The organism is Mesorhizobium sp. M0522, from assembly GCF_040321085.1.
In the GTDB taxonomy this organism is placed as follows: Bacteria; Pseudomonadota; Alphaproteobacteria; order Rhizobiales; family Rhizobiaceae; genus Mesorhizobium.
In genome coordinates, this window is the sequence record NZ_JAMYQW010000007.1 from 110301 (window position 1) to 132854 (window position 22554).

At 64.0% G+C, this 22554-nt stretch carries 18 protein-coding genes; 8 read left to right on the forward strand and 10 right to left on the reverse strand.

Going from position 1 to position 22554, the window contains the following annotated elements:
• The first annotated feature begins 14 nt into the window (after positions 1-14).
• From deoC to NKI58_RS11395, 4 genes are all read left to right on the forward strand, one after another.
• Positions 15-1064, forward strand: coding sequence for a deoxyribose-phosphate aldolase (gene deoC / locus NKI58_RS11380; RefSeq protein ID WP_031211867.1), 1050 nt, complete (start codon positions 15-17; stop codon positions 1062-1064).
• Between the two features lie 13 nt (positions 1065-1077).
• Positions 1078-3450, forward strand: a complete 2373-nt coding sequence (locus NKI58_RS11385) for an aldehyde dehydrogenase family protein (RefSeq protein WP_352825218.1) — start codon at positions 1078-1080, stop codon at positions 3448-3450.
• Positions 3451-3626: 176 nt separating this feature from the next.
• Positions 3627-4358: an SDR family oxidoreductase gene (locus NKI58_RS11390; RefSeq protein WP_254815741.1), complete on the forward strand. Its 732-nt coding sequence runs from the start codon at positions 3627-3629 to the stop codon at positions 4356-4358.
• A 166-nt stretch (positions 4359-4524) separates the two neighbouring features.
• On the forward strand, positions 4525-5370 hold the full coding sequence (locus NKI58_RS11395; protein WP_352683866.1) for a fumarylacetoacetate hydrolase family protein: 846 nt from the start codon (positions 4525-4527) through the stop codon (positions 5368-5370).
• Positions 5371-5578: 208 nt separating this feature from the next.
• On the opposite strand, the gene NKI58_RS11400 is transcribed toward NKI58_RS11395, so the two are convergent.
• The 7 genes from NKI58_RS11400 to NKI58_RS11430 all read right to left on the reverse strand — a co-directional run bounded on the left by NKI58_RS11400 (position 5579) and on the right by NKI58_RS11430 (position 12347).
• Positions 5579-6577, reverse strand: a complete 999-nt coding sequence (locus tag NKI58_RS11400) for an ABC transporter ATP-binding protein (protein ID WP_352787106.1) — start codon at positions 6575-6577, stop codon at positions 5579-5581.
• A gap of 15 nt (positions 6578-6592) precedes the next feature.
• Positions 6593-7648 carry a Gfo/Idh/MocA family protein gene (locus tag NKI58_RS11405; protein ID WP_023679836.1) on the reverse strand — a complete coding sequence of 352 codons (1056 nt, stop codon included), beginning with the start codon at positions 7646-7648 and terminating at the stop codon, positions 6593-6595.
• 92 nt (positions 7649-7740) lie between these two features.
• Positions 7741-8118 carry a DUF4304 domain-containing protein gene (locus tag NKI58_RS11410; RefSeq protein ID WP_352620797.1) on the reverse strand — a complete coding sequence of 126 codons (378 nt, stop codon included), beginning with the start codon at positions 8116-8118 and terminating at the stop codon, positions 7741-7743.
• Positions 8115-8954 (reverse strand): carbohydrate ABC transporter permease, encoded by an 840-nt coding sequence (locus tag NKI58_RS11415; RefSeq protein ID WP_023679838.1) that lies wholly within the window; start codon positions 8952-8954, stop codon positions 8115-8117. Before NKI58_RS11415 ends, NKI58_RS11410 begins: the two co-directional genes overlap by 4 nt.
• An 8-nt stretch (positions 8955-8962) precedes the next feature.
• Complete coding sequence (locus NKI58_RS11420; protein WP_352575248.1) at positions 8963-9886, reverse strand: carbohydrate ABC transporter permease; 924 nt, start codon at positions 9884-9886, stop codon at positions 8963-8965.
• 239 nt (positions 9887-10125) lie between these two features.
• On the reverse strand, positions 10126-11385 hold the full coding sequence (locus NKI58_RS11425) for an ABC transporter substrate-binding protein (protein WP_352787103.1): 1260 nt from the start codon (positions 11383-11385) through the stop codon (positions 10126-10128).
• A gap of 2 nt (positions 11386-11387) precedes the next feature.
• Positions 11388-12347 carry an N-acetylmuramic acid 6-phosphate etherase gene (locus tag NKI58_RS11430; protein ID WP_352787101.1) on the reverse strand — a complete coding sequence of 320 codons (960 nt, stop codon included), beginning with the start codon at positions 12345-12347 and terminating at the stop codon, positions 11388-11390.
• A gap of 199 nt (positions 12348-12546) precedes the next feature.
• Between NKI58_RS11430 and NKI58_RS11435 the strand changes: the two genes are divergently transcribed.
• From NKI58_RS11435 to nagA, 4 genes are read left to right on the forward strand one after another with little or no spacing between them, the layout of a single operon-like run.
• Positions 12547-13428 (forward strand): glucosamine kinase nucleotide-binding domain-containing protein, encoded by an 882-nt coding sequence (locus tag NKI58_RS11435; RefSeq protein ID WP_352588889.1) that lies wholly within the window; start codon positions 12547-12549, stop codon positions 13426-13428.
• Positions 13425-14207: a GntR family transcriptional regulator gene (locus NKI58_RS11440; protein ID WP_352787100.1), complete on the forward strand. Its 783-nt coding sequence runs from the start codon at positions 13425-13427 to the stop codon at positions 14205-14207. Before NKI58_RS11435 ends, NKI58_RS11440 begins: the two co-directional genes overlap by 4 nt.
• Positions 14204-15235 carry an SIS domain-containing protein gene (locus tag NKI58_RS11445; RefSeq protein ID WP_352617889.1) on the forward strand — a complete coding sequence of 344 codons (1032 nt, stop codon included), beginning with the start codon at positions 14204-14206 and terminating at the stop codon, positions 15233-15235. Before NKI58_RS11440 ends, NKI58_RS11445 begins: the two co-directional genes overlap by 4 nt.
• Positions 15232-16404 carry an N-acetylglucosamine-6-phosphate deacetylase gene (nagA, locus tag NKI58_RS11450; RefSeq protein WP_352787098.1) on the forward strand — a complete coding sequence of 391 codons (1173 nt, stop codon included), beginning with the start codon at positions 15232-15234 and terminating at the stop codon, positions 16402-16404. Before NKI58_RS11445 ends, nagA begins: the two co-directional genes overlap by 4 nt.
• Positions 16405-16406: 2 nt before the next feature.
• On the opposite strand, the gene NKI58_RS11455 is transcribed toward nagA, so the two are convergent.
• From NKI58_RS11455 to NKI58_RS11465, 3 genes are all read right to left on the reverse strand, one after another.
• Positions 16407-17930, reverse strand: a complete 1524-nt coding sequence (locus NKI58_RS11455; protein ID WP_352853209.1) for a malonate--CoA ligase — start codon at positions 17928-17930, stop codon at positions 16407-16409.
• Positions 17931-17970: 40 nt separating this feature from the next.
• Complete coding sequence (gene rpe / locus NKI58_RS11460; RefSeq protein ID WP_352449613.1) at positions 17971-18648, reverse strand: ribulose-phosphate 3-epimerase; 678 nt, start codon at positions 18646-18648, stop codon at positions 17971-17973.
• Positions 18649-18869: 221 nt separating this feature from the next.
• Positions 18870-22550, reverse strand: a complete 3681-nt coding sequence (locus NKI58_RS11465) for a DUF7929 domain-containing protein (protein ID WP_352787094.1) — start codon at positions 22548-22550, stop codon at positions 18870-18872.
• Between the last annotated feature and the right edge of the window lie 4 nt (positions 22551-22554).

Below are 22554 nucleotides of genomic sequence, written 5' to 3' on the forward strand. Positions count from 1 at the left end.
ACAAGGGGCAGGAGATGAGCAGCACAATCCGCGAAACCGACGTTGGCATATCGAAGGTCACGCCGCTGCCGGCACGCGCCGCCGCCAATGCACCAATCCCGCAAGCCCATGGCATTGCTCGCAATCCCGGCATGAGGCTCGATCTCGGCTTCATGGAATCGATGCGCGGCGTCAACCGCTCGGCGCTGGAACGCCGCGTCGCCAGCCTGACCAAAAGACGCTCGATCAAGGCCGATAACCAGGCCGCCTGGCTGCTGCGCGCCGTCGCCTGCATGGACCTGACGACGCTGAACTCGAACGACACGGAAGAGCGCGTGCGCCGGCTTTGTGCCAAGGCGGTCAACCCGTTCCGTCGCGACATTGCCGAGGGGCTCGGCATTACTGGTGAAAAGATCCGCCCGGCGGCGGTCTGCGTCTATCAGCCCTTCGTCGCCACTGCCGTCGAAGCGCTGCGCGGCAGCGGCGTCCATGTCGCCGCCGTTTCCACGGCTTTCCCGCACGGCCTTGCACCGCTTTCGACACGTCTGCAGGAGATCGAAGCATCGGTAAGGGACGGCGCCGACGAGATCGACGTCGTCATCCCGCGCGGCCTGGTATTCGGGGCGAAATGGCAGGAGCTCTATAACGAGATTGTCTCGATGCGCGCCGCTTGCGGCGAGGCCCATCTGAAGGTGATCCTCGGCACCGGCGACCTCGCGACGCTGCGCAACGTCATGCTCGCCTCGATGGTGGCGATGATGGCGGGTGCAGATTTCATCAAGACCTCGACCGGCAAGGAAAGCGTCAACGCGACGCTGCCGGTCGGCCTTGCCATGGTGCGCGCCATCCGCGCCTATTTCGAGGAAACCGGCTATCTCATCGGCTTCAAGCCGGCCGGTGGCATTTCCACGGCAAAAGCCTCGCTCGACTGGCTGGTGCTGATGAAAGAAGAACTGGGCCGGCCGTGGCTGGAGCCGGAGCTGTTCCGCTTCGGAGCATCGAGCCTTTTGACCGACATCGAGCGCCAGCTCGAGCATCATCTGACCGGCCACTACTCGGCCAATCATCGCCACGCGATGGCGTGATTCGGAGCGCGCCATGAACATTCTCGAACGCTATCATGCCATGGAATACGGCCCGGCGCCGGAGGCGCGCAACGAGGCCGATGCGTGGCTTGCCGCGCGGGATTTCGGCAAAGCGCTGTTTATCGGCGGCGACTGGAAGGCAGCCAGCGGAGGCAAAACCTTCGACACCAGCGATCCGTCCTCGGGAAAGCTGCTGGCCAAGGTGTCGGATGCCGGTGCCGCCGATATCGACGCGGCGGTTTCGGCCGCCACAAAAGCGCTGCCGAAATGGAGCGCCAGCACCGGTTATCAACGCGCCAAAGTGCTCCACGCCATCGGCCGCGCCATGCAGCGTCACCAACGCCTGTTCGCGGTGCTGGAATCGATCGACAATGGCAAGCCGATCCGCGAAAGCCGCGACATCGACGTGCCGCTGGCCATCCGCCATTTCATCCATCATGCCGGCTGGGCGCAGGCGCTGGACAGGGATTTTTCAGGCCATAAGGGGGTCGGCGTCGTCGGCCAGATCATCCCGTGGAACTTCCCGCTCTTGATGCTGGCCTGGAAGATCGCGCCGGCGCTCGCCGCCGGCTGCACCGTGGTGCTGAAGCCAGCCGAATTCACGCCGCTCACCGCGATCCTGTTCGCCGAGATCTGTGAACGATCAGGCGTGCCGAAGGGCGTCGTCAACATCGTCCAGGGCGGGCCGGAAGCGGGTGGGGCAATCGTCAATCATCCCGGCATCCAGAAGATCGCCTTCACCGGTTCGTCCGAGGTCGGCAAGATCATCCGCAAAGCCACCGCCGGTTCGGGCAAGAAACTGTCGCTGGAGCTTGGCGGCAAGTCGGCCTTTGTCGTCTTTGAGGATGCCGATCTCGACAGCGCCGTCGAGGGGCTGGTCGACGGCATCTGGTTCAACCAGGGCCAAGTCTGCTGTGCCGGCTCGCGCCTTCTGGTGCAGGAGGGCATCGCCGATGCCTTCATCGCCAAGGTCAAGACGCGGATGAGCCGGCTGCGCGTCGGCAGCCCGCTCGACAAGAACACCGATATCGGCCCGCTGGTCGATTTGACCCAGCTCGATCGCGTCAAGGGCCTGATCGCCGAGGGCGCCAAGCAGGGCGCAATCTGCTGGCAGCCGGACTCGGCGCTGCCCTCCTCGGGCTATTACCATCTGCCAACGCTGGCGACAGGTGTTTCGCCGGCTAACATTCTGGCACAGGAAGAGGTGTTCGGGCCGGTGCTTGCCACCATGACCTTTCGCAACACCGAGGAAGCGGTCGAGCTCGCCAACAACACGCGCTATGGCCTGGCCGCTTCGGTGTGGAGCGAGAACATCAATCTTGCCCTGCACGTCGCGCCGCAATTGAAGGCCGGCGTCGTCTGGGTCAACGGCACCAATATGTTCGACGCCTCCTGCGGCTTTGGCGGTTACCGCGAGAGCGGCTTTGGCCGCGAAGGCGGGCGCGAGGGCATGTTCGAATATCTCTCGGCAAAACTGCCGCTCGGCCCGGTTATCAAACCGGCGACGTCTTCGGCGCAACCTGTCGAGCAGGCCGAAGGCGACGCCATCGACCGCACGGCAAAGCTGTTCATCGGCGGCAAGCAGGTCCGGCCGGACGGCAATTATTCCTTCGCCGTCGCCACCGCCAAGGGCAAGCTTGCCGGCGAGGTTGGTCTCGGCAACCGCAAGGATATCCGCGACGCCGTCGCGGCCGCGCGCGCCTGCAAGGCCTGGCCGGAGGCGACCGCCTACAACCGCAGCCAGGTGCTCTATTACCTGGCCGAAAACCTTTCGGGCCGCGCCGACGAGTTTGCTGTGCGCCTCACCCAACTTACCGGCGCGACCGCCAAGGCGGCGCGTGAAGAGGTCGAACTGTCGATCGAGCGGCTGTTCCTCTATGCCGGCTTGGCCGACAAATTCGAGGGTCGCGTCCACCAGCCGCCGGCCCGCGCCGTCACGCTGGCACTGCACGAACCGGTCGGGGTCGTCGGTATTGTCGCGTCGGACAACGCACCTTTGCTTGGCTTGATCTCGCTGGTGGCGCCGGCGCTCGCCATGGGCAACACCGTGGTCGCCGTGCCGTCCGAAAAATACCCGCTGCTTGCCACCGACCTCTACCAGGTCGTCGAATATTCCGACGTTCCGGCAGGCGCCATCAATATCGTCACCGGCAGTAGCGCCGAGCTTGCCGGCGTATTGGCCAAGCATGACGATGTCGACGGGCTCTGGGTGTTCGCCGATGCCGAGACTTGCGCCAAGGCCGAGGCCGAGTCCATCGGCAATCTCAAACGCGTCTGGACCGGCAACGGCCACAGCCTCGACTGGGCGTCGAACGAAGCAGCCGGCGATGCCTTGCTGCGCCGAGCGATCGAGGTCAAGAACGTCTGGGTGCCCTACGGCGACTGAGTGTCCCGGAGGGACGTCCGGGCTTGACGGGCCAACAAATGTTCTTTACCGAGAAAAAACATTTGGCTGGCAGGCGAATATCGAAACAGGCGGGATGGTAGTGCCCGGCTGGCACATTGCGCCCCGGCCTTGCGCCGGTAAAAGCCGAACGACCACAGACGGGCGAGGAGAAAAGCATGGCGGATCTGACAGGCAAAATCGTTGTCGTCACGGCGGCGGCGCAAGGCATCGGCCGGGCGAGCGCGCTGGCGTTCGCCAAGGCCGGCGCCGTCGTCCATGCCACCGATATCAACGAGGTGGTGCTCGCCGACCTCGGCAAGACGCCCGGTATCAAGACCCGCAAGCTCGACGTGCTGAACGACGAGGCGGTGAACGCCGCTTTTGCCGAGATCGGCGCCGTCGACGTGCTGTTCAATTGCGCCGGCTTCGTCCATTCCGGCTCGATCCTCGAGATGAAGGACGGCGATCTCGACTTTGCCTATGATCTCAATGTCCGCTCGATGATCCGCACCATCCGCGCCGTGCTGCCCGGCATGCTGGAGCGCGGCGACGGCTCGATCATCAACATGGCATCGCTGGCCAGTTCGACCAAGGGCGTGCCGAACCGCTTCGTCTATGGCCTGACCAAGGCAGCCGTCATCGGCCTGACCAAGTCGGTCGCCGCCGACTATGTCGGCAAGGGCATACGCTGCAATGCGATCTGTCCGGGCACGGTCGAAAGCCCGTCGCTGCAGGACCGCATGCATGCGCAGGGCGACTACGAAGCAGCTCGCGCCGCCTTCATCGCCCGCCAGCCGATGGGCCGGCTCGGCACGCCCGAGGAAATCGCCGATCTCGCCGTCTATCTGGCCGGCGCCACCTATACGTCGGGGCAGGCTTATAATATCGACGGTGGCTGGTCGATCTAAGAGGCCATTTGAAAACCCTACTCCGCCGGGCGCCTGACGCGGCTTTCTGCGCTTCCGGTGCTCACGTACTTTAAGTACGCTCCGCTCCGGTTCTCGAAACCCACGCCATTCGCCGCAGCGGAGCGAGTTTGCAAACGGCCTCTGGTCGCAACTGGGAGAAAACTGCATGAAACTGCTGCGCTATGGCGAGGCGGGGAGCGAACGCCCCGGCCTGCTCGATGCCGATGGAACGATCCGCGACCTCTCCGCCCATGTCACCGACATTGCCGGCAAGGCGCTTGACCCGGCATCGCTCGAGACATTGTCGAAGCTCGACCCGAAGACGCTGCCGGCGGTTTCCGGCAAGCCGCGGATCGGCGCCTGCGTCGCCGGCACCGGCAAATTCATCTGCATCGGTCTCAACTATTCCGACCACGCCGCCGAAACCGGTGCCACCGTGCCGCCGGAGCCGATCATCTTCATGAAGGCAAGCTCGGCTATTGTCGGGCCGAATGACGACGTGCTGATCCCGCGCGGCTCGGTGAAGACCGACTGGGAGGTCGAGCTCGGCGTGGTGATCGGCAAGACTGCAAAGTATGTCACCGAGGCCGAGGCGCTGGATTATGTCGCCGGCTATTGCGTCGCGCACGACGTCTCCGAGCGCGCCTTCCAGGCCGAGCGCCAGGGCCAGTGGACCAAGGGCAAGTCCTGCGACACGTTCGGGCCGATCGGCCCGTGGCTGGTGACCAAGGACGAGGTCAAGGACCCGCAGAACATCCCGATGTGGCTGACGGTCAACGGCAAGACGATGCAGAACGGCTCGACCAAGACCATGGTCTTCGGCGTCGCTTATCTCGTCTCCTATCTCAGCCAGTTCATGTCGCTGCACCCGGGCGACATCATCTCGACCGGCACGCCGCCCGGCGTCGGCCTCGGCATGAAGCCGCCGGTCTTCCTGAAGCCCGGCGATGTGGTCGAGCTCGGTATCGAGGGGCTGGGCATCCAGAAGCAGACGTTCAAGGCGGATGCGTAGGGCGTTCTTCCTTCTCCCCTTGTGGGAGAAGGTGGATCGGCGCGCAGCGCCGAGACGGATGAGGGGTGCTGGAAGAAACGAGGCGTGAAAACATCAGGGGATTTTAGGCACTTACGCTTTCAGGGCAGCGATCCTTCCAACACCCCTCATCCGACCGAGCTTCGCTCGGCCAGCTTCTCCCACAGGGGAGAAGGGGAGTCGGCACCAGCTATTTCAGCACCTTCCCGTCGGCTCCAAACCGGTATGTCTTCGCCGGATCCGGCGTCGCGTAGAGCGTGGCACCAGGTTCGGCGTTATAGACGCCAAAAATGCGCACTGTGATCAAGCCGGCCTTCTCGCAGTCGAGATAGAGGTTGGTGTCGGCGCCAAGGTGCTCGGCATGGACGACCGTGCCTTTCCAGGCGCCGGACTTGGGATCGACGGTCAGATGTTCGGGACGGACGCCGATGGTCTTTGCCGTTTCGCCAAGCCTGGCGCCGTCGACGAAGTTCATCTTCGGTGAGCCGATGAAGCCGGCGACGAATTCATTTGCCGGCGAATTGTAAAGCTCCATCGGTCCGCCGATCTGCTCGATCCTGCCCGCATTAAGGACCACGATCTTGTCGGCCAGCGTCATCGCCTCGACCTGGTCGTGGGTGACATAGATCATCGTGGCCTTCAGCCGGCGATGCAATTGCGCGATCTCCAGCCTGGTGTTGACGCGCAGTGCGGCGTCGAGGTTCGACAGCGGCTCGTCGAACAGAAACAGCTTGGGCTCACGCACCACGGCGCGGCCGATGGCGACGCGCTGGCGCTGGCCGCCGGAGAGCTCGGCCGGCCGCCTCGAGAGGTAGGGCTCCAGCGACAGCATCGAGGAGGCGATGCCGATGCTGCGGTCGATCTCGGCCGCCGGTGTGCCCGCCTGCTTGAGGCCGAGGCCCATATTGTTCTTCACCGTCAGATGCGGATAGAGCGCATACGTCTGGAACACCATGGCGATGCCGCGTTTGGCCGGCGGGGTGGCGGAGACGTCCGCCCCGTCGATGACCACGCGGCCCGAGGTCGAGTCCTCCAGCCCGGCGATGACCCTCAGCAGTGTCGACTTTCCGCAGCCGGATGGACCGACGAAGACGACGAACTCGCCATCGGTCACCTCGAGGTTGATGCCCTTCAGCACCTCGACCGGCCCAAAGGCCTTTTTTACGTTCTCGATGTTCAGCGAGCCCACGGCGTCGTCCCTGTTCTAGAGTTTCACGGCGAGGCCGCTGCGCACGCTCTCGTCTGCGGCAAGGCAGACGGCGAGCGACTTCACCGCGTCGTCCATGTGACGGGTCAAGTCCAGATCCTCGCGGATCGCCTTCAGCACAAACGCCTGTTCCAGGTCGCAGAGGTCCTGATGGCCGGGCTCGCCTTGCATCGACAGCATCTCGTCCGGTTTGGCGAATTTGCCGTCGGCTCCGGTCGCCGCACTGTGCAGGCGGATGGTCGAGGTCTTGGTGTGGGTGTCGATGTCGTCGGACCTGACACCCTCCTTCATGACGATCGACACGCAGCCATTGGGCGAAATCACGTCTTTCACGAAGAAAGCCGTCTCCGAAATCATCGGCCCCCAGCCGGCCTCGTACCAGCCGACCGAACCGTCGTCGAACAGCACCTGCAGATGACCGTAATTGTACATCGACGGCGCGATCTCGTCGCTCAGCCGTAGCCCCATGCCGCGCACCTCGACTGGTCTGGCGTCGGTGATCTGCAGCATCACGTCGAGATAATGCACGCCGCAATCGACGATCGGCGATGTCGTCTGCATCAACTGCTTGTGCGTCTCCCAGCTATGGCCGGAGGATTGCTGGTTGAGGTTCATGCGGAACACGTAAGGGCCGCCGAGCTTGCGTGCCTCGGCGATCAGCCGGATCCAGGACGGGTGATGGCGCAGGATGTAGCCGATCACCAGTTTCTTGCCGTTGGCCTTGGCTGCCGCGACCACGCGCTCTGCATCCGCGACGGTGGTTGCCAGCGGCTTTTCGAGGAAGACGTGGCAGCCGGCCTCGAACGCCTTGACGGCATAGTCAGCATGGCTGTCGGAATAGGTGGCGATGCAGGCGACGTCGGGCCGTTCGTCACGCAGCGCCTCGTCGAAGGAGCGCCTGATGCCGTAGCTCGAAAGCCCTTCCGGCAGCGGCACATCGGAGCGGTTGACCAGCGCGGCGATCTGGAATCCCGGATTGGTGTGATACGCCAGCGCATGGCTGCGCCCCATGTTGCCGAGGCCGGCGATGACAACGCGAAGAGGTTGGTCCATTTCAGTTTGCCTTTTGTAGAGCGCGGGCTTTCAGGTCCATCCTAATACTCGATCCATACTCACTGGCGATCTGCAGAGCAGCCTTTTCGCTTTCACAACGTGCCAGAAGTCCGAACCCGTATGTATCGACCCCCCTCTTTGATCAGAGAAGACCTCCGGTCGTCCGGCAACGGACGATCCAGATCCAGCGCCTCGGTGAATGCCTTGGATTGCTCGCTAACCATCAGGGAGTTGACACGCCAGATGATATGACAGTTGTATTCCTTCGGTCGACGCTCGATCCCGAACCGAGTCAGCCAGACTGCTGCATTGAGATAGAACTGCGGTCCCCAGGCAGACTTCTGAAGGTTAAGCAGACAGACCGTTTCCGGCCATTCGCGATAATAGTTTGTTTGGCGAACGCCGCGGAATCTGTGGCGGATTGCCGACTCGGTGAGGCCTCGAATGATCGCGTCCCGACCCTCACTCACTTGACCGCCCCCGAAGTGATGCCGCGGATCAGCTGCCGCGAGAAGATGACGTAGAGGATCAGTACCGGCATGATTGCCAGCGACAGCGCCGCCAGGATGGCGTTCCAGTTGGTGACGAACTGGCCGAGAAACAGCTGGGCGCCGAGCGTCACCGTCTTGGTCTCCTCCGACGGCGCCAGGATCAGCGGGAACCACAGATCGTTCCAGATCGGGATCATGGTGAAGACAGCGACGGTCGCCATCGATGGGCGCACCAGCGGCAGCACCAGCCGGAAAAAGATGGTGTATTCGGACAGGCCGTCGATCCTGCCCGCATTCTTCAGATCGTCCGAGACCTGCTTCATGAATTCCGACAGGATGAAGACGGCAAGCGGCAGGCCTTGCGCGGTATAGACCAGGATCAGCGCCGTCAGCGTGTTGACTAGCCCGCTCGCCACCATCAATTGCAGGATGGCGACGGTGGCAAGGCGGATCGGGATCATGATGCCGAGCGCCAGATAGAGCCCCATCAGCGAATTGCCGCGGAAGCGGTATTCCGACAGCGAGAAAGCCGCCATGGCGCCGAACAAAAGCACGAAGAACAGCGAGGCGACGGTGACGACAAGGCTGTTCTGGAAATAGTGGATGAAATCGCCCTGGCCGATCACCGTCGTGTAGCCGATTAGATCGAAGGTTTTCGGCGTCGGCGGCGCCAGCGGCGCACCGAAGATGGCGGCGCGCGACTTGAATGAGTTGACGATGACGATGATTACCGGAAACAGCGCGATCGCCGTGTAGGTCAGAAGGATCGCATGCGCGCCAATGGTGCGGGGCAGCGAGCGGGTTGCCGTGCTCATGTGGCGCCTCAGAACTGGTAGCGACGCAGGCGCGTCTGCACGAGGAACAGGTAGACGCAGACGCCGCCCAGGATGATCAGGAACATCATCGTGGCGATTGCCGCGCCCATGTTGGGATCACCGATCTGCAACTGGAAGCCGAAGAAGGCGCGGTAGAGGAAGGTGCCGAGGATATCGGTTGAATAGTTCGGCCCGGCCAGCGCCCCTTGCGCGGTGTAGATCAGGTCGAACGCGTTGAAATTACCGACGAAGGTCAGGATCGAGATGATGCCTATCGACGGCAGGATCAGCGGCAGCTTGATCTTCCAGAACTGCGACATGCCGGTGATGCCGTCGCATTCAGCCGCCTCGATCACCTCTTCGGGGATGGATAAGAGCGCCGCATAGATCAGCATCATCGGGATGCCGACGAACTGCCAGACCGAGATCAGGCTGAGTGTGGTCAGCGCGTACTGCTCCTTGCCCAACCAGGGCGTGAACAGGCTCTTGAGGCCGACCAGATCGAGCAGATGCGGCGCCACGCCCCACAGCGGCGACAGGATCAGCTTCCAGGCGAAGCCGACAATGACGAAGGACAGGATCGTCGGCACGAAGATCGCCGTTCGGTAGAAGGCGGAGAATCTCAGCCGCGGGCTCGACAGCAGCGCCGCCAAAAGGACGCCGATCGGATTCTGCACCAGCATGTGGATGATAAAGAACCAGACATTGTTCCGGAGAGCATTCCAGAAGCCCACCGACCAGTTAGGATCGCCGAACAGCGTGCGGAAGTTTGCCAGTCCCACGAAGACTTGGGACTGGTCTATGTTGCGGAACAAGGAGAGCTGCAGCGTGCCGGCCAGCGGCAGGATCATGATCGCCGTATAGACCAGCACTGCCGGCGCCAGAAAGACGCCGATGTGCCAGCGGAACGGTCTTTTCGGTGTTGCGGCCATGAGTTCGGTCCCGCCGATCAGGTTCTTGCAATTGCCGTCAAAGGGCGCGGCGCCTCCCTCCCCTCGAGGGGAGGGTGCCTCGCAAAGCGAGGCGGGTGGAGTCGGCAGAGGCAGCGCGCCATCGTCGTTCGACCGTGCTTTCCAGCAGCGATCAAGCCGCATCCTGCCTCGACCGACCCCCTCTGTCGCCTTCGGCGACATCTCCCCCCTCGGGGGGGAGACAACGCTTCGCCGCACTCTTACTTCGCCGGCTTGTACCAGCTGTCGAGGCCGTCCTGCAGCTTCTTGGCGGCAGCTTCCGGCGTGTCGGTGCCGTTGATGACGTTGGCCGATTCAACCCATGTCTCGTTTTCGAGGTTCGGCGTACCGCGGCCCAGGATCTGGTAAGTCGAGCGGATCGTCGACTTGCACTTGTCGCGCCAGGAGACGAATTCCTGCGCCAGCGGGTCTTCCATCTTCACCGGCGTGTTGTTCAGGCTGAAGAAGCCCGGCAGCGCGTTGGCATAGATGGTGGCAAAATCAGGCGAGGCGACCCAGGACAGGAAGATCTTGGCCGCGTCGGCGTTCTTGGACGCCGCATTGAGGCCCATGCCGATGTCGGTGTGGTCGGAGATGTAACAGGTGTCGCCGGCCTTCTGCACCGGCGGCGGGAAGGCGCCCATCTTGAACTGCGCCTGCGTGTTGAACAGGCCGATCTCCCACGAGCCGGCCGGGTAGATGGCGGCGCGGCCGAGCGTGAACAGGTTCTGGCTGTCCGGATAGGTCTGCGCCTCGAAACCGTCGCCAAGATAGGGCTTCCACTTGGCAAGCTCGGTATAAGGTGCGACCCACTGAGGGTCGGTCAGCTTCTGCTCGCCCTTGATCAGTGCGGCGCGGCCTTCCTCGCCCTTCCAGTAGTTCGGGCCGATGTTCTGGTAGCCCATGGTCGCGGCTTCCCAGAGGTCCTTGGTGCCCATCGCCATCGGGATGTAGGTGCCGTCGGCCTTGATCTTGTCGAGCGCGGCGAAGAATTCGTCGCGCGTCTCCGGCACCTTGATGCCGAGCTTGTCGAAGGCGTCCTTGTTGTAGATGAAGCCATGGATGACCGAGGCCATCGGCACGCAGAATGTCGCCTTGCCGTCGTCGGTCTGCCAGGCCGACTTGGCCACCGGGGAGAAGTTCTCCATGCCCGGCAGCGCCGACAAATCGGCGAGGTTGCCCTTCTTGAAGAGTTCCAGCGACTTGTCGAACGGGCGGCAGGTGATCAGGTCGCCCGCCGAGCCGGCGGCGAGCTTGGCGCCGAGGGCGGCGTCATATTCGGTTGGCGCCGACGGCGCGAACACCACCTTGATGCCCGGGTTCTTGGCTTCGAAGGCCGGGATCAGCTTGTCCTTCCAGATGGCAAGGTCGTCGCCGCGCCAGCTTTCGATGTTGAGCGTTACGTCGTCGGCATAAGCCGCCCCGGCGGAGCCGAGAATGCTGGTGCCGAGAAGAAGTGCCGTCAGTAGCTTCGTTGTCATGCTCAGTCTCCCTGTTGACCTTTTTCAGGTTCGGTTTTGATGAGAACAGAGGCATTGCGCCCCTTGCTCCCCTCGATCGCGGAAAGGGCCGGCCGCAGCTTGTGGCCGGTCCCTTCCAATATCTTCTCGGCTGCATCGGCGCTGGCGGCGCCGGCGGCGAGCAGAATAGCGGTCTTGACGACTCCGCCGCTCCTTTCGAGCAGGCGCGCCGCCTCGTCCTTGTCGCGCCCGCTTACGGCGGCAACGATGCGTGCCGCGCGGTCGCGCAGCTTGATGTTGTCGGCCATGAGGTTGACCATGTAGCCGTCATGGACATGGCCGAGATGGATGGCGGCGAGCGTCGACAGCATGTTGAGCGCGATCTTCTGGGCGGTGCCTGCGCCCATGCGCGTTGAGCCGGCAATCAGCTCCGGCGGCGTTTCGAGCAGGATGGCGATGTCGGCCAGCCGCAACAGCGGCGCATCCCTGTTGTTGGCGACGGCAATGGTCGCCGCACCGCGGCGCCTGGCGTCCTCGATCGCCCTGACTGCATAAGGTGTCGAGCCGCTGGCCGAGACGGCGATCAGGCAGTCGCCCTTGCCGATGCGGGCGGCGGCAACTGCTGCCGAAGCTTCCTCGGTGTCGTCCTCCGGCCCGCCGGCCAGTGTCTTGAAGGCCTCGTCGCCGCCGGCGATCAGGATGGCGATGCGGTCGCGCTGGATGCCGAAAGTGCCCGGCAGCTCAAGCGCATCGGCCAGTGCCATCAGGCCCGAACTGCCGGCAGCGGCATAGGCGAGCTTGCCGCCGCTTTTCAGTCTGCTTGCGATGATTTCGGCTGCCGCGGCAATGGCAGGAATGGCGCCGTGCACGGCCTTGGCGGCCTCGATCTGTGCGTTGGCCAAAGAGGAAAGGACGGCTTCCGGGGCCTGGATATCCAGTCCCTCGGCATTCTGGTGAAGCGCTTCGGTGCGCGTTTCGGCCATCCGCTTTCCTCCAATTGAGAAAACCATACCAAAAAAATACCACTTGTCCACACGCATTAATGAAATCTTGCGGCGGTGCAGGCTTGCGAACGAAATTGGCTGATTTTCAAACAAACTACGCCTTAACTTTTTTGAAAACGGAAATTAATCCTTGGCTATTGGTATTTTATTGGTATTATCCGCCCGGAGGAGAAATCGCGTGAAATTCGTGCTCGGCATCGATGGCGGCGGCACCAGCTGCAGGGCGGCCCTTGCAACGGCCGACGGCAGCGTCCTCGGCCGCGCCAAAAGCGGTGCCGCCAACATCCGAACCGATCTCACCGGCGCCAGGACGAACATCGTCGACGCAGCGCAGCAGGCCTTTGTCGCCGCGGGCAGGGATCCCGCACTGATCCCGCAAACTCCGGCCGTTCTCGGTCTTGCCGGCGCCAATGTCGGCACGTACAGGCAGCAGCTCGAAGCGATCCTGCCGTTCCGCATCAGCCGCGTCGAGACCGATGCCGAGATCGCGCTGGAAGGCGCGGTTGGCTCAGGCGACGGCGCCATGGCCATACTCGGCACCGGCACCGCTTATATGGCGCGCAGACGAGGCAAGTCGCGCGCCATCGGTGGCTGGGGTTTTCAGGTCGGCGACCAGGGCAGCGGCGCCCGCATCGGCCGCGACCTGCTCGAGCAGACGCTGCTCGCCTATGACGGCATCCGCCAGGGATCGCCGCTGACGCAGACCATGCTCGCCATTTTCCGCAACAATCCCGAGGATGTGGTCGAATTCACCACCAATGCCAAGCCCGGCGATTTCGGCGGCTTCGCGCCCAAGGTGTTCGAACATGCCGAAAAAGGCGACGCCGTCGCTATCTGGATCCTCGACAAGGCGGTCGCCGATGTCGAGGCAGCGCTTGGCGTGCTCGACCTCGGCGGCGACGATCCGCTCTGCCTGCTCGGCGGGCTGGCGCCGCTTTATGCGCCGCGCCTGTCGGCCCGCTACCGGGCGCTGCTGAAACCGCCGCTCGACGACGCGCTGGGCGGCGCGGTTCAGATGGCGGTTCGGATTTTCGCAAACACGGCGGAGGCAGCTCGATGAGTGAGGCCGCCGACCAGATATTCGCGGCGCTGAAACAATCGTCGCAGGGTGGCGCGCCGCTCTATCTGCAGCTCAGGAAGAGCATCGAGGATGCGGTCAAACGCGGGCTGATCGGACCTGGCGATGCGCTGCCTTCCGAGCGCGACATCGCTAGCAAGGCCGACATTTCGCGCGTCACCGTGCGCAAGGCGGTGCAGGACCTGGTCAAGGGCGGCATCCTCGTCCAGCGCCATGGTTCCGGTACCTTCGTTGCGCCACGTATGGAGCGCGTCGAGCAGTCGCTGTCGATGCTGACCTCGTTTACCGAAGACATGGCGCGGCGCGGCATGGCGGTGCGTTCGGCTTGGCTCGACCGCGGCCTCTATCCGCCGTCGCCCGACGAGATGATGGTGCTCGGCCTGGCATCGAACGAATTGGTTGCGCGCGTGGCGCGCCTTCGTATCGCCAACGACACGCCGCTGGCGATCGAGCGCGCCTCGCTATCGACAAGCGTGCTGCCCGATCCGGCGGCGATTGGTTCGTCGCTCTACGCCGCGTTGGAAAAAACTGGCAACAGGCCGGTGCGGGCGGTGCAGCGCATTTCCGCCACCAATCTCGGCGATGGCGACGCACATCTGCTGGAAGTACCGCCGGGCATTGCCGGCCTGCACATCGAGCGTATCTCCTATCTGGCGAGCGGCAAGGTGATCGAGTTTACCCGCTCCATCTACAGGGGCGACGCCTATGATTTTGTCGCCGAACTCCGGCTGAGCGGGCCGGGCGAAGAGGGCCGGCCATGACCGCAACAATGACCCATATGCGGCGCGAGATCGAGGAGATCCCGGAGGCCACCGCCCGCCTGCTCGATGGCTCGGCCGCGGTGCTGACGGAAGCTGGACGCGGCATTCGCGAGCGCGATCCGAATTTCGTCGTCACCGTGGCGCGCGGCTCGTCCGACCATGCCGCAACCTTCATGAAATATGCCGTGGAGTTGACCGCCGGGCTGGCGGTTGCATCGGTCGGCCCGTCCATCGCCTCGATCTATGGCGCCAAGCTGAAGCTGGGCGGCTCGGCCTGCCTGGCGATCTCGCAGTCCGGCAAGAGCCCGGACATCGTTGCAATGGCGCAAGCGGCGAGGACCGGCGGTTCGCTGACCGTCGCCATCACCAACACCGCCGATTCGCCGCTGGCGCGGGCTTCGGACTACGCGATCGACATCCTGGCCGGACCGGAGCGCAGCGTCGCGGCGACGAAGACCTTCGTCAATTCAGCCGTCGCAGGACTCGCCTTGATGGCGCATTGCACCGGCGACGACAAACTCCTGGTGGCGCTCGCGCGCTTGCCGGAGCATTTTCGCAAGGCGATCGCCTGCGACTGGATGGCGCTGGCTGGGGCACTCGAGACGCCGAAATCGCTGTTCATTCTCGGCCGTGGTCCGTCGGCGGCGATCGCCAACGAGGCGGCGCTGAAATTCAAGGAAACCTGCGCCATGCATGCGGAAGCCTATAGTGCCGCCGAGGTCATGCACGGCCCGCTGGCGCTGGTCGGTCCCGGTTTCCCGGTGCTGGCTCTGGCTGCTCGCGATGCGTCCGAGCCATCGGTGGCCGATGCCGCCGACAGCCTGGCCGGCAAGGGCGCTGCCGTCTTTGTGACGTCGAACAAGGCAAAGAGCGCTCAGCGCCTGCCGCATGTCGCAACCGGTCATCCGCTGACCGACCCGCTGACGCTGATCGTGTCGTTCTATGGTTTCGTCGAGGCTTTTGCCCGCCATCGCGGCCTCGACCCCGACACGCCGCCCAATCTGCGCAAGGTAACGGAAACCCTATGAGCGACCGTTTTGCCCTGACTGGCGCCCGGATTTTCGATGGCGACGACTGGCACGACAATGCGGCGCTTGTCGTGCGCGACGGCCTCGTCGAGGCCATTGTTGCCGCCGGCGCCATTCCATCCAATGTTGCGCGTATCGAGACCGGCGGCGGCATGCTGGCGCCTGGCTTCGTCGATCTGCAGGTCAATGGCGGCGGCGGCGTCATGCTCAACGACCATCCCGATGTCGCCTCGATCGAGACCATCTGCCGGGCGCACGCACCCTTCGGCACGGCGGCGCTGTTGCCGACGCTGATCACCGACACGTCCGAGATCACCGCCGCGGCGGTTGCGGCCGGAGCCGAGGCGGCACGGAGGAAGGTGCCGGGGTTCCTGGGCCTGCACCTCGAAGGGCCGCATCTGTCGATCGCCCGCAAGGGCGCACATGACCCGGCTTTGATCCGGCCAATGCTAGACTCCGACCAGACGATGCTGATCGCCGCACGGAAAAACCTGCCCGTGCTGCTGACGACGGTGGCGCCCGAATCCGTCGAGCCCAGCCAGGTGTCGGCGCTTAGCAAGGCCGGCATTGTCGTCAGCATCGGCCATTCCGATACCGGCTATGCCACGGCTCGCGCCTTTGCCGAGGCCGGCGCAACGGTGGTCACCCATCTGTTCAATGCGATGAGCCAGATCGGCAATCGCGAGCCAGGGCTAGCGGGCGCCGCAATCGATACCGGCACATTCTATGCCGGGATCATCGCCGACGGTATCCATGTCGATCCGGCCACCATGGCCATCGCCTTGCGCGCCAAGCAGGGGCCGGGCAAGATCCTGCTCGTTACCGATGCCATGGCGACGATCGGCACCGACATGACCTCGTTCACGCTGAACGGCCGCACCATCCACCGCAAGGATGGCAGGCTGACACTTGCCGACGGCACGCTGGCGGGCGCGGATCTCGACATGATTTCCGCGGTGCGCTTCATGCACCGCGTCGTCGGCCTCGACCTCGACGAAGCCTTGCGCATGGCCTCCCTCTATCCGGCGCAGGCGGTCGGCCAGTCGCACCGGTTCGGGCGCTTCGCCGACGGTACCGCGGCCAACATCGTTTCGCTGTCGGACGATCTGGACATTAAAAGCGTCTGGATCGATGGTGCCAAGGTTTTTGCAGGCAGCCCTGCTCGTTAGGGTTAGCCGGCTTTGGACGTATAGAGGTCCTTGTAGGCTTCGCGCAGCAGGTTCTTCTGCACCTTGCCCATCGTGTTGCGCGGCAGTTCGTCGACGAAGATCACCCGTTTCGGATGCTTATACCTGGCGAGGCGCCCGGCGATGGCCTCGACGATCCCTGCGGCGCTGATGGTCGAGCCCGGCGCCCTCACCACGACAGCGGTGACGCCTTCGCCGAAATCCGGATGGGCAACGCCGATGACAGCGCTTTCGGCGACGCCAGGCAGCGCGTCCATCTCGCTCTCGACTTCCTTTGGATAGATATTGTAGCCGCCGGAAATGATCAGGTCCTTGCCGCGGCCAACGATGTGGACATAGCCGTCGGCATCGATCAGCCCGAGATCGCCGGTTATGAAGAAACCATCGTCACGGAATTCGGCCCTTGTCTTTTCCGGCATGCGCCAGTAGCCGCAAAAGACGTTCGGGCCCTTGACCTCGATCATGCCGACCTCGCCCCGGGCAAGTGTTTCGCCGCCATCGGGATCGGCGATGCGCAGGGAGACGCCGGGCAAGGGGAAGCCAACCGTGCCGGCTCGCCGCTCTTCCTCGTATGGATTCGACGTGTTCATGTTGGTCTCGGTCATGCCGTAGCGCTCGAGGATAGCGTGGCCGGTGCGCTCTCGCCAGGCTCTGTGCGTCTCGGCCAAAAGCGGCGCCGAGCCGGAAATGAACAGGCGGATGTTTTTCGCCGCTTGCCGGTTCAAACCGTCCTGCTGCAGCAGGCGGACGTAGAATGTCGGCACGCCCATCAGCACGGTGGCGCGCGGCAGCAGCGAGACGATGCGGGCCGGGTCGAATTTGGTTTCGAACAGCATCGAGGCGCCGGCCATCAGGACGACATTGGTGGCGACGAAAAGGCCATGCGTGTGGAAAACCGGCAGCGCGTGAATCAGCACGTCTGCGGCAGTGAAGCGCCAGAGGTCGACCAGCACCCGCGCATTCGAGGCGAGGTTTTCGTGGCTGAGCATGGCGCCTTTCGAACGGCCGGTGGTGCCGGAGGTGTAGAGGATCGCAGCAAGGTCGTCCGGTCCGCGCGCCACGTCGTGGAAGTCCACGGCCGCCTCAGAGGCGCGATCGGTCAACGAACCCTCGCCCTTGCTGCCGAGTGTCGCGACCGCAGCGCCCGAGGCCTGCGCCAAAGCGCCGATCTCGGTCACTCGCGCCGGGTCGCAGACGATCAGTCGCGGCTCGGCATCCCTGAAGAAATAGTCGAGCTCGGTCAGCGTATAGGCGGTGTTGAGCGGCAGGAAGATCGCGCCGGCACGCAGACAGGCGAGATAGAGGAAAATGGCCTCCGGGCTCTTCTCGACCTGAACGGCGACGCGGTCGCCGGCTTCGACGCCCAGCTGCGACACCACATGTGCCAGTTGAGCGGAGCGCGCCAGCATTTCGCCATAGCTGATCGAGCGCCCGTCCTCTGCCTCCATCAAAAGGCGTCCGGGCGTGGGCATCCGGGCACGGAAAGCATCGAACAGATGGTTGCTCACAAGTCCCCCCGAGCGGCTGTCTCCGGCCGAACGGCGGCGGTCAGCCGGCCGCCTTGTCCGCCGCTGCCCTGATTGCCTCGATGTTTGCCCGATAGGCTGCGACGCTGCCGCCCTTGAAAATGGCCGCACCGGCGACCAGCACGCTGGCGCCGGCGGCGGTGACCAGGGGCGCAGTTTCCGGCGAAATGCCGCCGTCGATCTCGATCCGGATCGGCCTGTCACCGATCAGCGCCTTCACCCGCTTCACCTTGTCTACGATCGCCGGAATGAAGGCCTGGCCGCCGAAGCCCGGATTAACCGTCATGATCAGGATAAGATCGAGCCGGTCGAGCACGTATTCGATCATCGTCTCCGGTGTCGCCGGGTTGAGCGACACACCGGCCTTCTTGCCAAGGTTTTTGATCGTCTGCAGCGAGCGGTCGAGATGCGGCCCGGCTTCGGCGTGCACCGTGATGCCGTCGCACCCGGCCTCGGCGAAGGCGGCCAGATAGGGGTCGGCGGGGGCGATCATCAGATGGCAGTCGAAGAAGGCCTTGGTGCGGTTGCGGATCGCCTTGATCACCGGCGGCCCGAAGGTGATGTTGGGGACGAAATGCCCATCCATGACGTCGAGATGGATCCAGTCGGCGCCGGCGGCCGCCACCGCCTCGACCTCGTCGCCGAGCTTCGAGAAATCGGAAGCCAGCACCGATGGCGCGATCAGGGTTTTTTTGCTCATGACGCGGTCTTCCCGAACGCCTCGGTTTACGGACCCTCTGTATCGCCTGCCTAGACCATGAGTCGAGTCCGGAAAGTGGAAGCCGGTTTGTCCTTCCGCTGATGCCACGGCTTCAGGTTTTCGCTGCTCTTTCATCTGCCAGCCAAAGAAAAACCCCGCCGGATCGCTCCGGCGGGGTTTTCTTGATCGAACCATCACCGTTTGAAGTTCCGCGCGCGATCCTATTGCTCGAGCTGCGGCTTGCGCCTTGGCACGACCTGCTGAAGAACCTTTGGATTCAGCAGCAGGCTCGGTTTGCGGATCGGCTGGCACTGGCCATTGATCGGCCGCGCGCCCGGTGCGCATTCCAACCGTGGTTTGCGGCAGGCGCCGTCGCGCAGCTCTGTCCCACGCGGGCAGACGCAAACGCCACGCTTGTTGTGGATCTGACCAGGTATCGGGCACTCCACCACAACAGGCTTCTTGCGCCTGCAGGCATTGCCTTGCACTTCCGTGCCCCGCGGGCAGACGCAATCGCCAGCGGCATTGTGGATCTGACCACGAATGGTGCACTGCTCCGGCTTCGGCTGGATTGGCCGGCAGGCATTGCCCCTGACTTCCGTACCCCGCGGGCAGACGCAATCGCCAGCGGCGTCGTGGATCTGGCCACGGATGGTGCACTGCTCGGGCCTTGGCTGGATTGGCCGGCAGGCATTGCCTCTGACTTCGGTGCCCCGCGGGCAGACGCAATCGCCGGCAGCGTCGTGGATCTGGCCACGGATGGTGCACTGCTCGGGCTGCGGCTTGCTGCCCACGCAAGCGCCGTTCTCCAGCTCGGTTCCGCGCGGACAGACGCAGCGTCCGTCTTCGGTACGGATCTGGCCTTTGAGCAGAACGCAAGGTTTTGGCTTCGGCACGATGACCGTGCCGCTCCCGGACGAGCATTGGCCATTGCGGAAGGTCGTGCCGGGCGGGCAGACGCAGTTGCCGACGTCGTTCATGACGAAGCCTGCCGAGCATTCCTTCTTCATCTCATTCCTGATGGTGAAGGGATGGCAGGCATAGGCCTTGCCGCGATCACCCTGCACGTTGGCCGCACCGCGGGACAACACGTCGCCACCGCCTTGCACCGGCGTGTTCGGAGAGAGCACGCCGACGCAGTTCTGGCCGTTTACAGTGCCCTGCAGATTGGCCAGACGGCCGTCGTCGGGTATGACCACGGTCACTTTGTGCACGTGGCTTTCCCCGGCGCCGAGCGTCAGTTGGGCGATGCAGGACACAGGCAAGGTTGCCGGCTCCGGCGAGCAGCCGAAGGGCGGATCGATCGAGGTGATCGCAACGCCCTCCAGCCGGCCGAGGCCTTCGACGCCGATGGCATCGCCGACGCGAACCGGGCCGGAGAAAGCGCTCGCCCCATCGTTTGTGATGGTGATCTCGAACGAGCAGGGCTGGCCGGGCTTGCACTCGGCGGCGCCGGTCTTCTCGACGCGGATGGTCGAGGCGCCGCCGCCCTTGGCGCAGACCTGGCCGATCGGATAGACGATGTCGTCTCCCGGAGCCGGGCCGTAGGAGCCGCGTGCGCAGTTCTCGAATTCGCCGTTCGCGGCAACCATCACGTCGAAATGGCGGCTGGTTCCAGGCGTCATGACGGCGCCGGGAATCTGGCACGACAGCGCATTGGCCGGAACCGGTCCGCAAGTCCATTCCGCGCCGTCTGGGGTGACGGTCTGGATCTGGACCGGCGCTCCGCTGGCTATCAGCGTCGCGGCATCGTTGACCCGTACCGGACCGGTCGGGGCAGTGGTGCCGAGGCTGATGACGGTAATGCGGCAGGAAACGACCGCAGCACCGGCCAGCGAACCATTGCACACCTTGGTGATGCGCAGGGCCGGCTGGCCGCCATTCGGATGACGGATGCGTTCCTTGGCGCAGGCCCTGTTGTTGGTGATGTCGTTCTCACCGGGAATAGCTTTCACCTCGGCGCAGTTCTCGACACTGTCGGGCCGGTAGTCGGCCGGCATCACCGCCCTGACGAAGATCGGCGTCGAGGCGCCAGGCAACAGCACGATGCCGGCATTGTCGCAGCGGAACTGGCCGGAGCCGTTCGGTCCGCATGTCCATGGCGGCGTCGGGCCGAAGGTCGAGGATGCCGGCGCGCCGCCCGGATAGGTATCGACGAGCGTCAGCGGCCCATTATAGGGGACGCTGCCATTGTTGATTATGTCGACCACGAAGGTGCAGACGCCATCGGCCGAACAGAATTCGGTGCGGGCGCGCTTCTTCAGGATCAGGTCGACCTTCTTCTCCACCGGCGGCCGGCAGTCGCGGTCACGATCGCCACGCCGGCAGACCGGGATCGAAGCACAGCCGCGATCGTTTTGCTGGCTGCCGAAAAGCGGCTTGCCGCTGGCGCCGTAATTGTAAGTGGCGCAGTTGCGCAAGACGCTGCCTCGCCAGCCTGCGGCCGGCTTGAAGCCGAGCTTGAGGTCGACAGAGGCACCCGGATTGAGCGTGGTCACCGGATGAGTGCAAATCATCGGGGTGGTTCCAGGCGCGCAGACCCAAGGCGGGTTCGGCCCTGAATCGAGGGTGGAGCCGGCCGGCAGGGTGACTTCGTCGAGCACGATCTTGCCGTGGTAGGGTGCATCGCCGACATTGGTGACCCTGATGGTGAAGTCGCAGCCGCCGCCCATGGTGCAACGTTGCACGTCGGCGCGCTTTTCGACTTTCAGATCCGGTTCCTTGTCCTTCGGCGGGCAGCGCTGATCACGTGGGATGACGATATCGATGGTCTGCGTACAGCACAGGCCCCAGCCCTCCCTCGGGCCGGCATAGGTTTCGATACCGGTGACGATGATGTGGATGACGTCGCCGAGTGAAGCGCCGACGATCTTCCAATTGAGCACACCGCCGCCGGCCGGCACCAATTGCGTGTCGGGAATGATGGTGATGCCGGGTGTCGTCGTCGAAAGCTGCACCCATTTGCCGGCCATCTCTGGGCCGACCGGCATGTGGTAGATGAAGGCGCCGCCGCCGGGCACGCAATCGACCGTGCCGCGCTCCACCTTGAAGCATTCCTTGCCGGGAGGTGGAGGCGGCGGGTTGCACCTGGTGACGTCGATCTTGATCGACGTCTTTGCACCCGTGAGATAATTGCCGTCGTCCGGCTTGCCCGGATCCTGCGACGGGATTTCGATGCCGGCGCCGCGTTCGCGGCTCACCTTAACCACGCCCTGGTTGTGAACGATCGTCGGCGACGGAAACGCCGCATGGTCGATCTTGGCGGTGATCTGGAACGTGATGACGCGCTCGTTCGCAGCGCCGATGCCGTCGAGATCGCTGGCGGAAATCCGGAAATCGGACACCGTCGCGGTATCGTCCGGGCCAGCCGAACTGCTGATCGCAGCACCGGGCAGCTGTCCGCCGGACGCATAGGTGCCGTCGCCGGTCACATGCACGCCGACGATGCGCAGGCCGTGCGGGAGCTGGTCCCTGAAATCGAGCCTGACCTTTTTCAGCATGGCGGCGAGGTCCGGGCTGGCAAAACCCTGCGGATTGCCCCGCAAGCCAAAGCTCAGCGAGTATACGACATAGTCGCAGCCTCTCTGGGTGCCTTTCTTGGTGAAGAAGGGCACGATCCGGCCCGGCTCCGGATTGACGATGCGAGGATTGTCGAAATCGAGCCTGGGATCTGGAACGGCAGTGTAGATGCCCGCATCGGCAGGCTTGGTCTTGGCCGGAGCAAGGTCTTCAGCGAAGCCTTGCAGCGGACTCAGCATGGCGACCGCGATACCGGCCGCCATCAGCCAGCGCACGCCGCGCCTGGCGAGTGACAGGGGTTTCATGATGGTCTCCATGACGAATGATTGTTTGCCGGTTGATGGGCTGCTTGTCGCAGGCGGGAAAAATGCGAGATTGCTCATCTTC

Coding starts and splice junctions, on each gene's coding strand:
- NKI58_RS11395 (WP_352683866.1), top strand. CDS start 4,525: ATGAAACTGCTGCGCTATGGCGAGGCGGGGAGCGAACGCCCCGGCCTG.
- NKI58_RS11390 (WP_254815741.1), top strand. CDS start 3,627: ATGGCGGATCTGACAGGCAAAATCGTTGTCGTCACGGCGGCGGCGCAA.
- NKI58_RS11425 (WP_352787103.1), bottom strand. CDS start 11,385: ATGACAACGAAGCTACTGACGGCACTTCTTCTCGGCACCAGCATTCTC.
- NKI58_RS11440 (WP_352787100.1), top strand. CDS start 13,425: ATGAGTGAGGCCGCCGACCAGATATTCGCGGCGCTGAAACAATCGTCG.
- NKI58_RS11415 (WP_023679838.1), bottom strand. CDS start 8,954: ATGAGCACGGCAACCCGCTCGCTGCCCCGCACCATTGGCGCGCATGCG.
- NKI58_RS11445 (WP_352617889.1), top strand. CDS start 14,204: ATGACCGCAACAATGACCCATATGCGGCGCGAGATCGAGGAGATCCCG.
- NKI58_RS11430 (WP_352787101.1), bottom strand. CDS start 12,347: ATGGCCGAAACGCGCACCGAAGCGCTTCACCAGAATGCCGAGGGACTG.
- NKI58_RS11405 (WP_023679836.1), bottom strand. CDS start 7,648: ATGGACCAACCTCTTCGCGTTGTCATCGCCGGCCTCGGCAACATGGGG.
- nagA (WP_352787098.1), top strand. CDS start 15,232: ATGAGCGACCGTTTTGCCCTGACTGGCGCCCGGATTTTCGATGGCGAC.
- NKI58_RS11420 (WP_352575248.1), bottom strand. CDS start 9,886: ATGGCCGCAACACCGAAAAGACCGTTCCGCTGGCACATCGGCGTCTTT.
- NKI58_RS11465 (WP_352787094.1), bottom strand. CDS start 22,550: ATGAGCAATCTCGCATTTTTCCCGCCTGCGACAAGCAGCCCATCAACC.
- deoC (WP_031211867.1), top strand. CDS start 15: ATGAGCAGCACAATCCGCGAAACCGACGTTGGCATATCGAAGGTCACG.
- rpe (WP_352449613.1), bottom strand. CDS start 18,648: ATGAGCAAAAAAACCCTGATCGCGCCATCGGTGCTGGCTTCCGATTTC.
- NKI58_RS11385 (WP_352825218.1), top strand. CDS start 1,078: ATGAACATTCTCGAACGCTATCATGCCATGGAATACGGCCCGGCGCCG.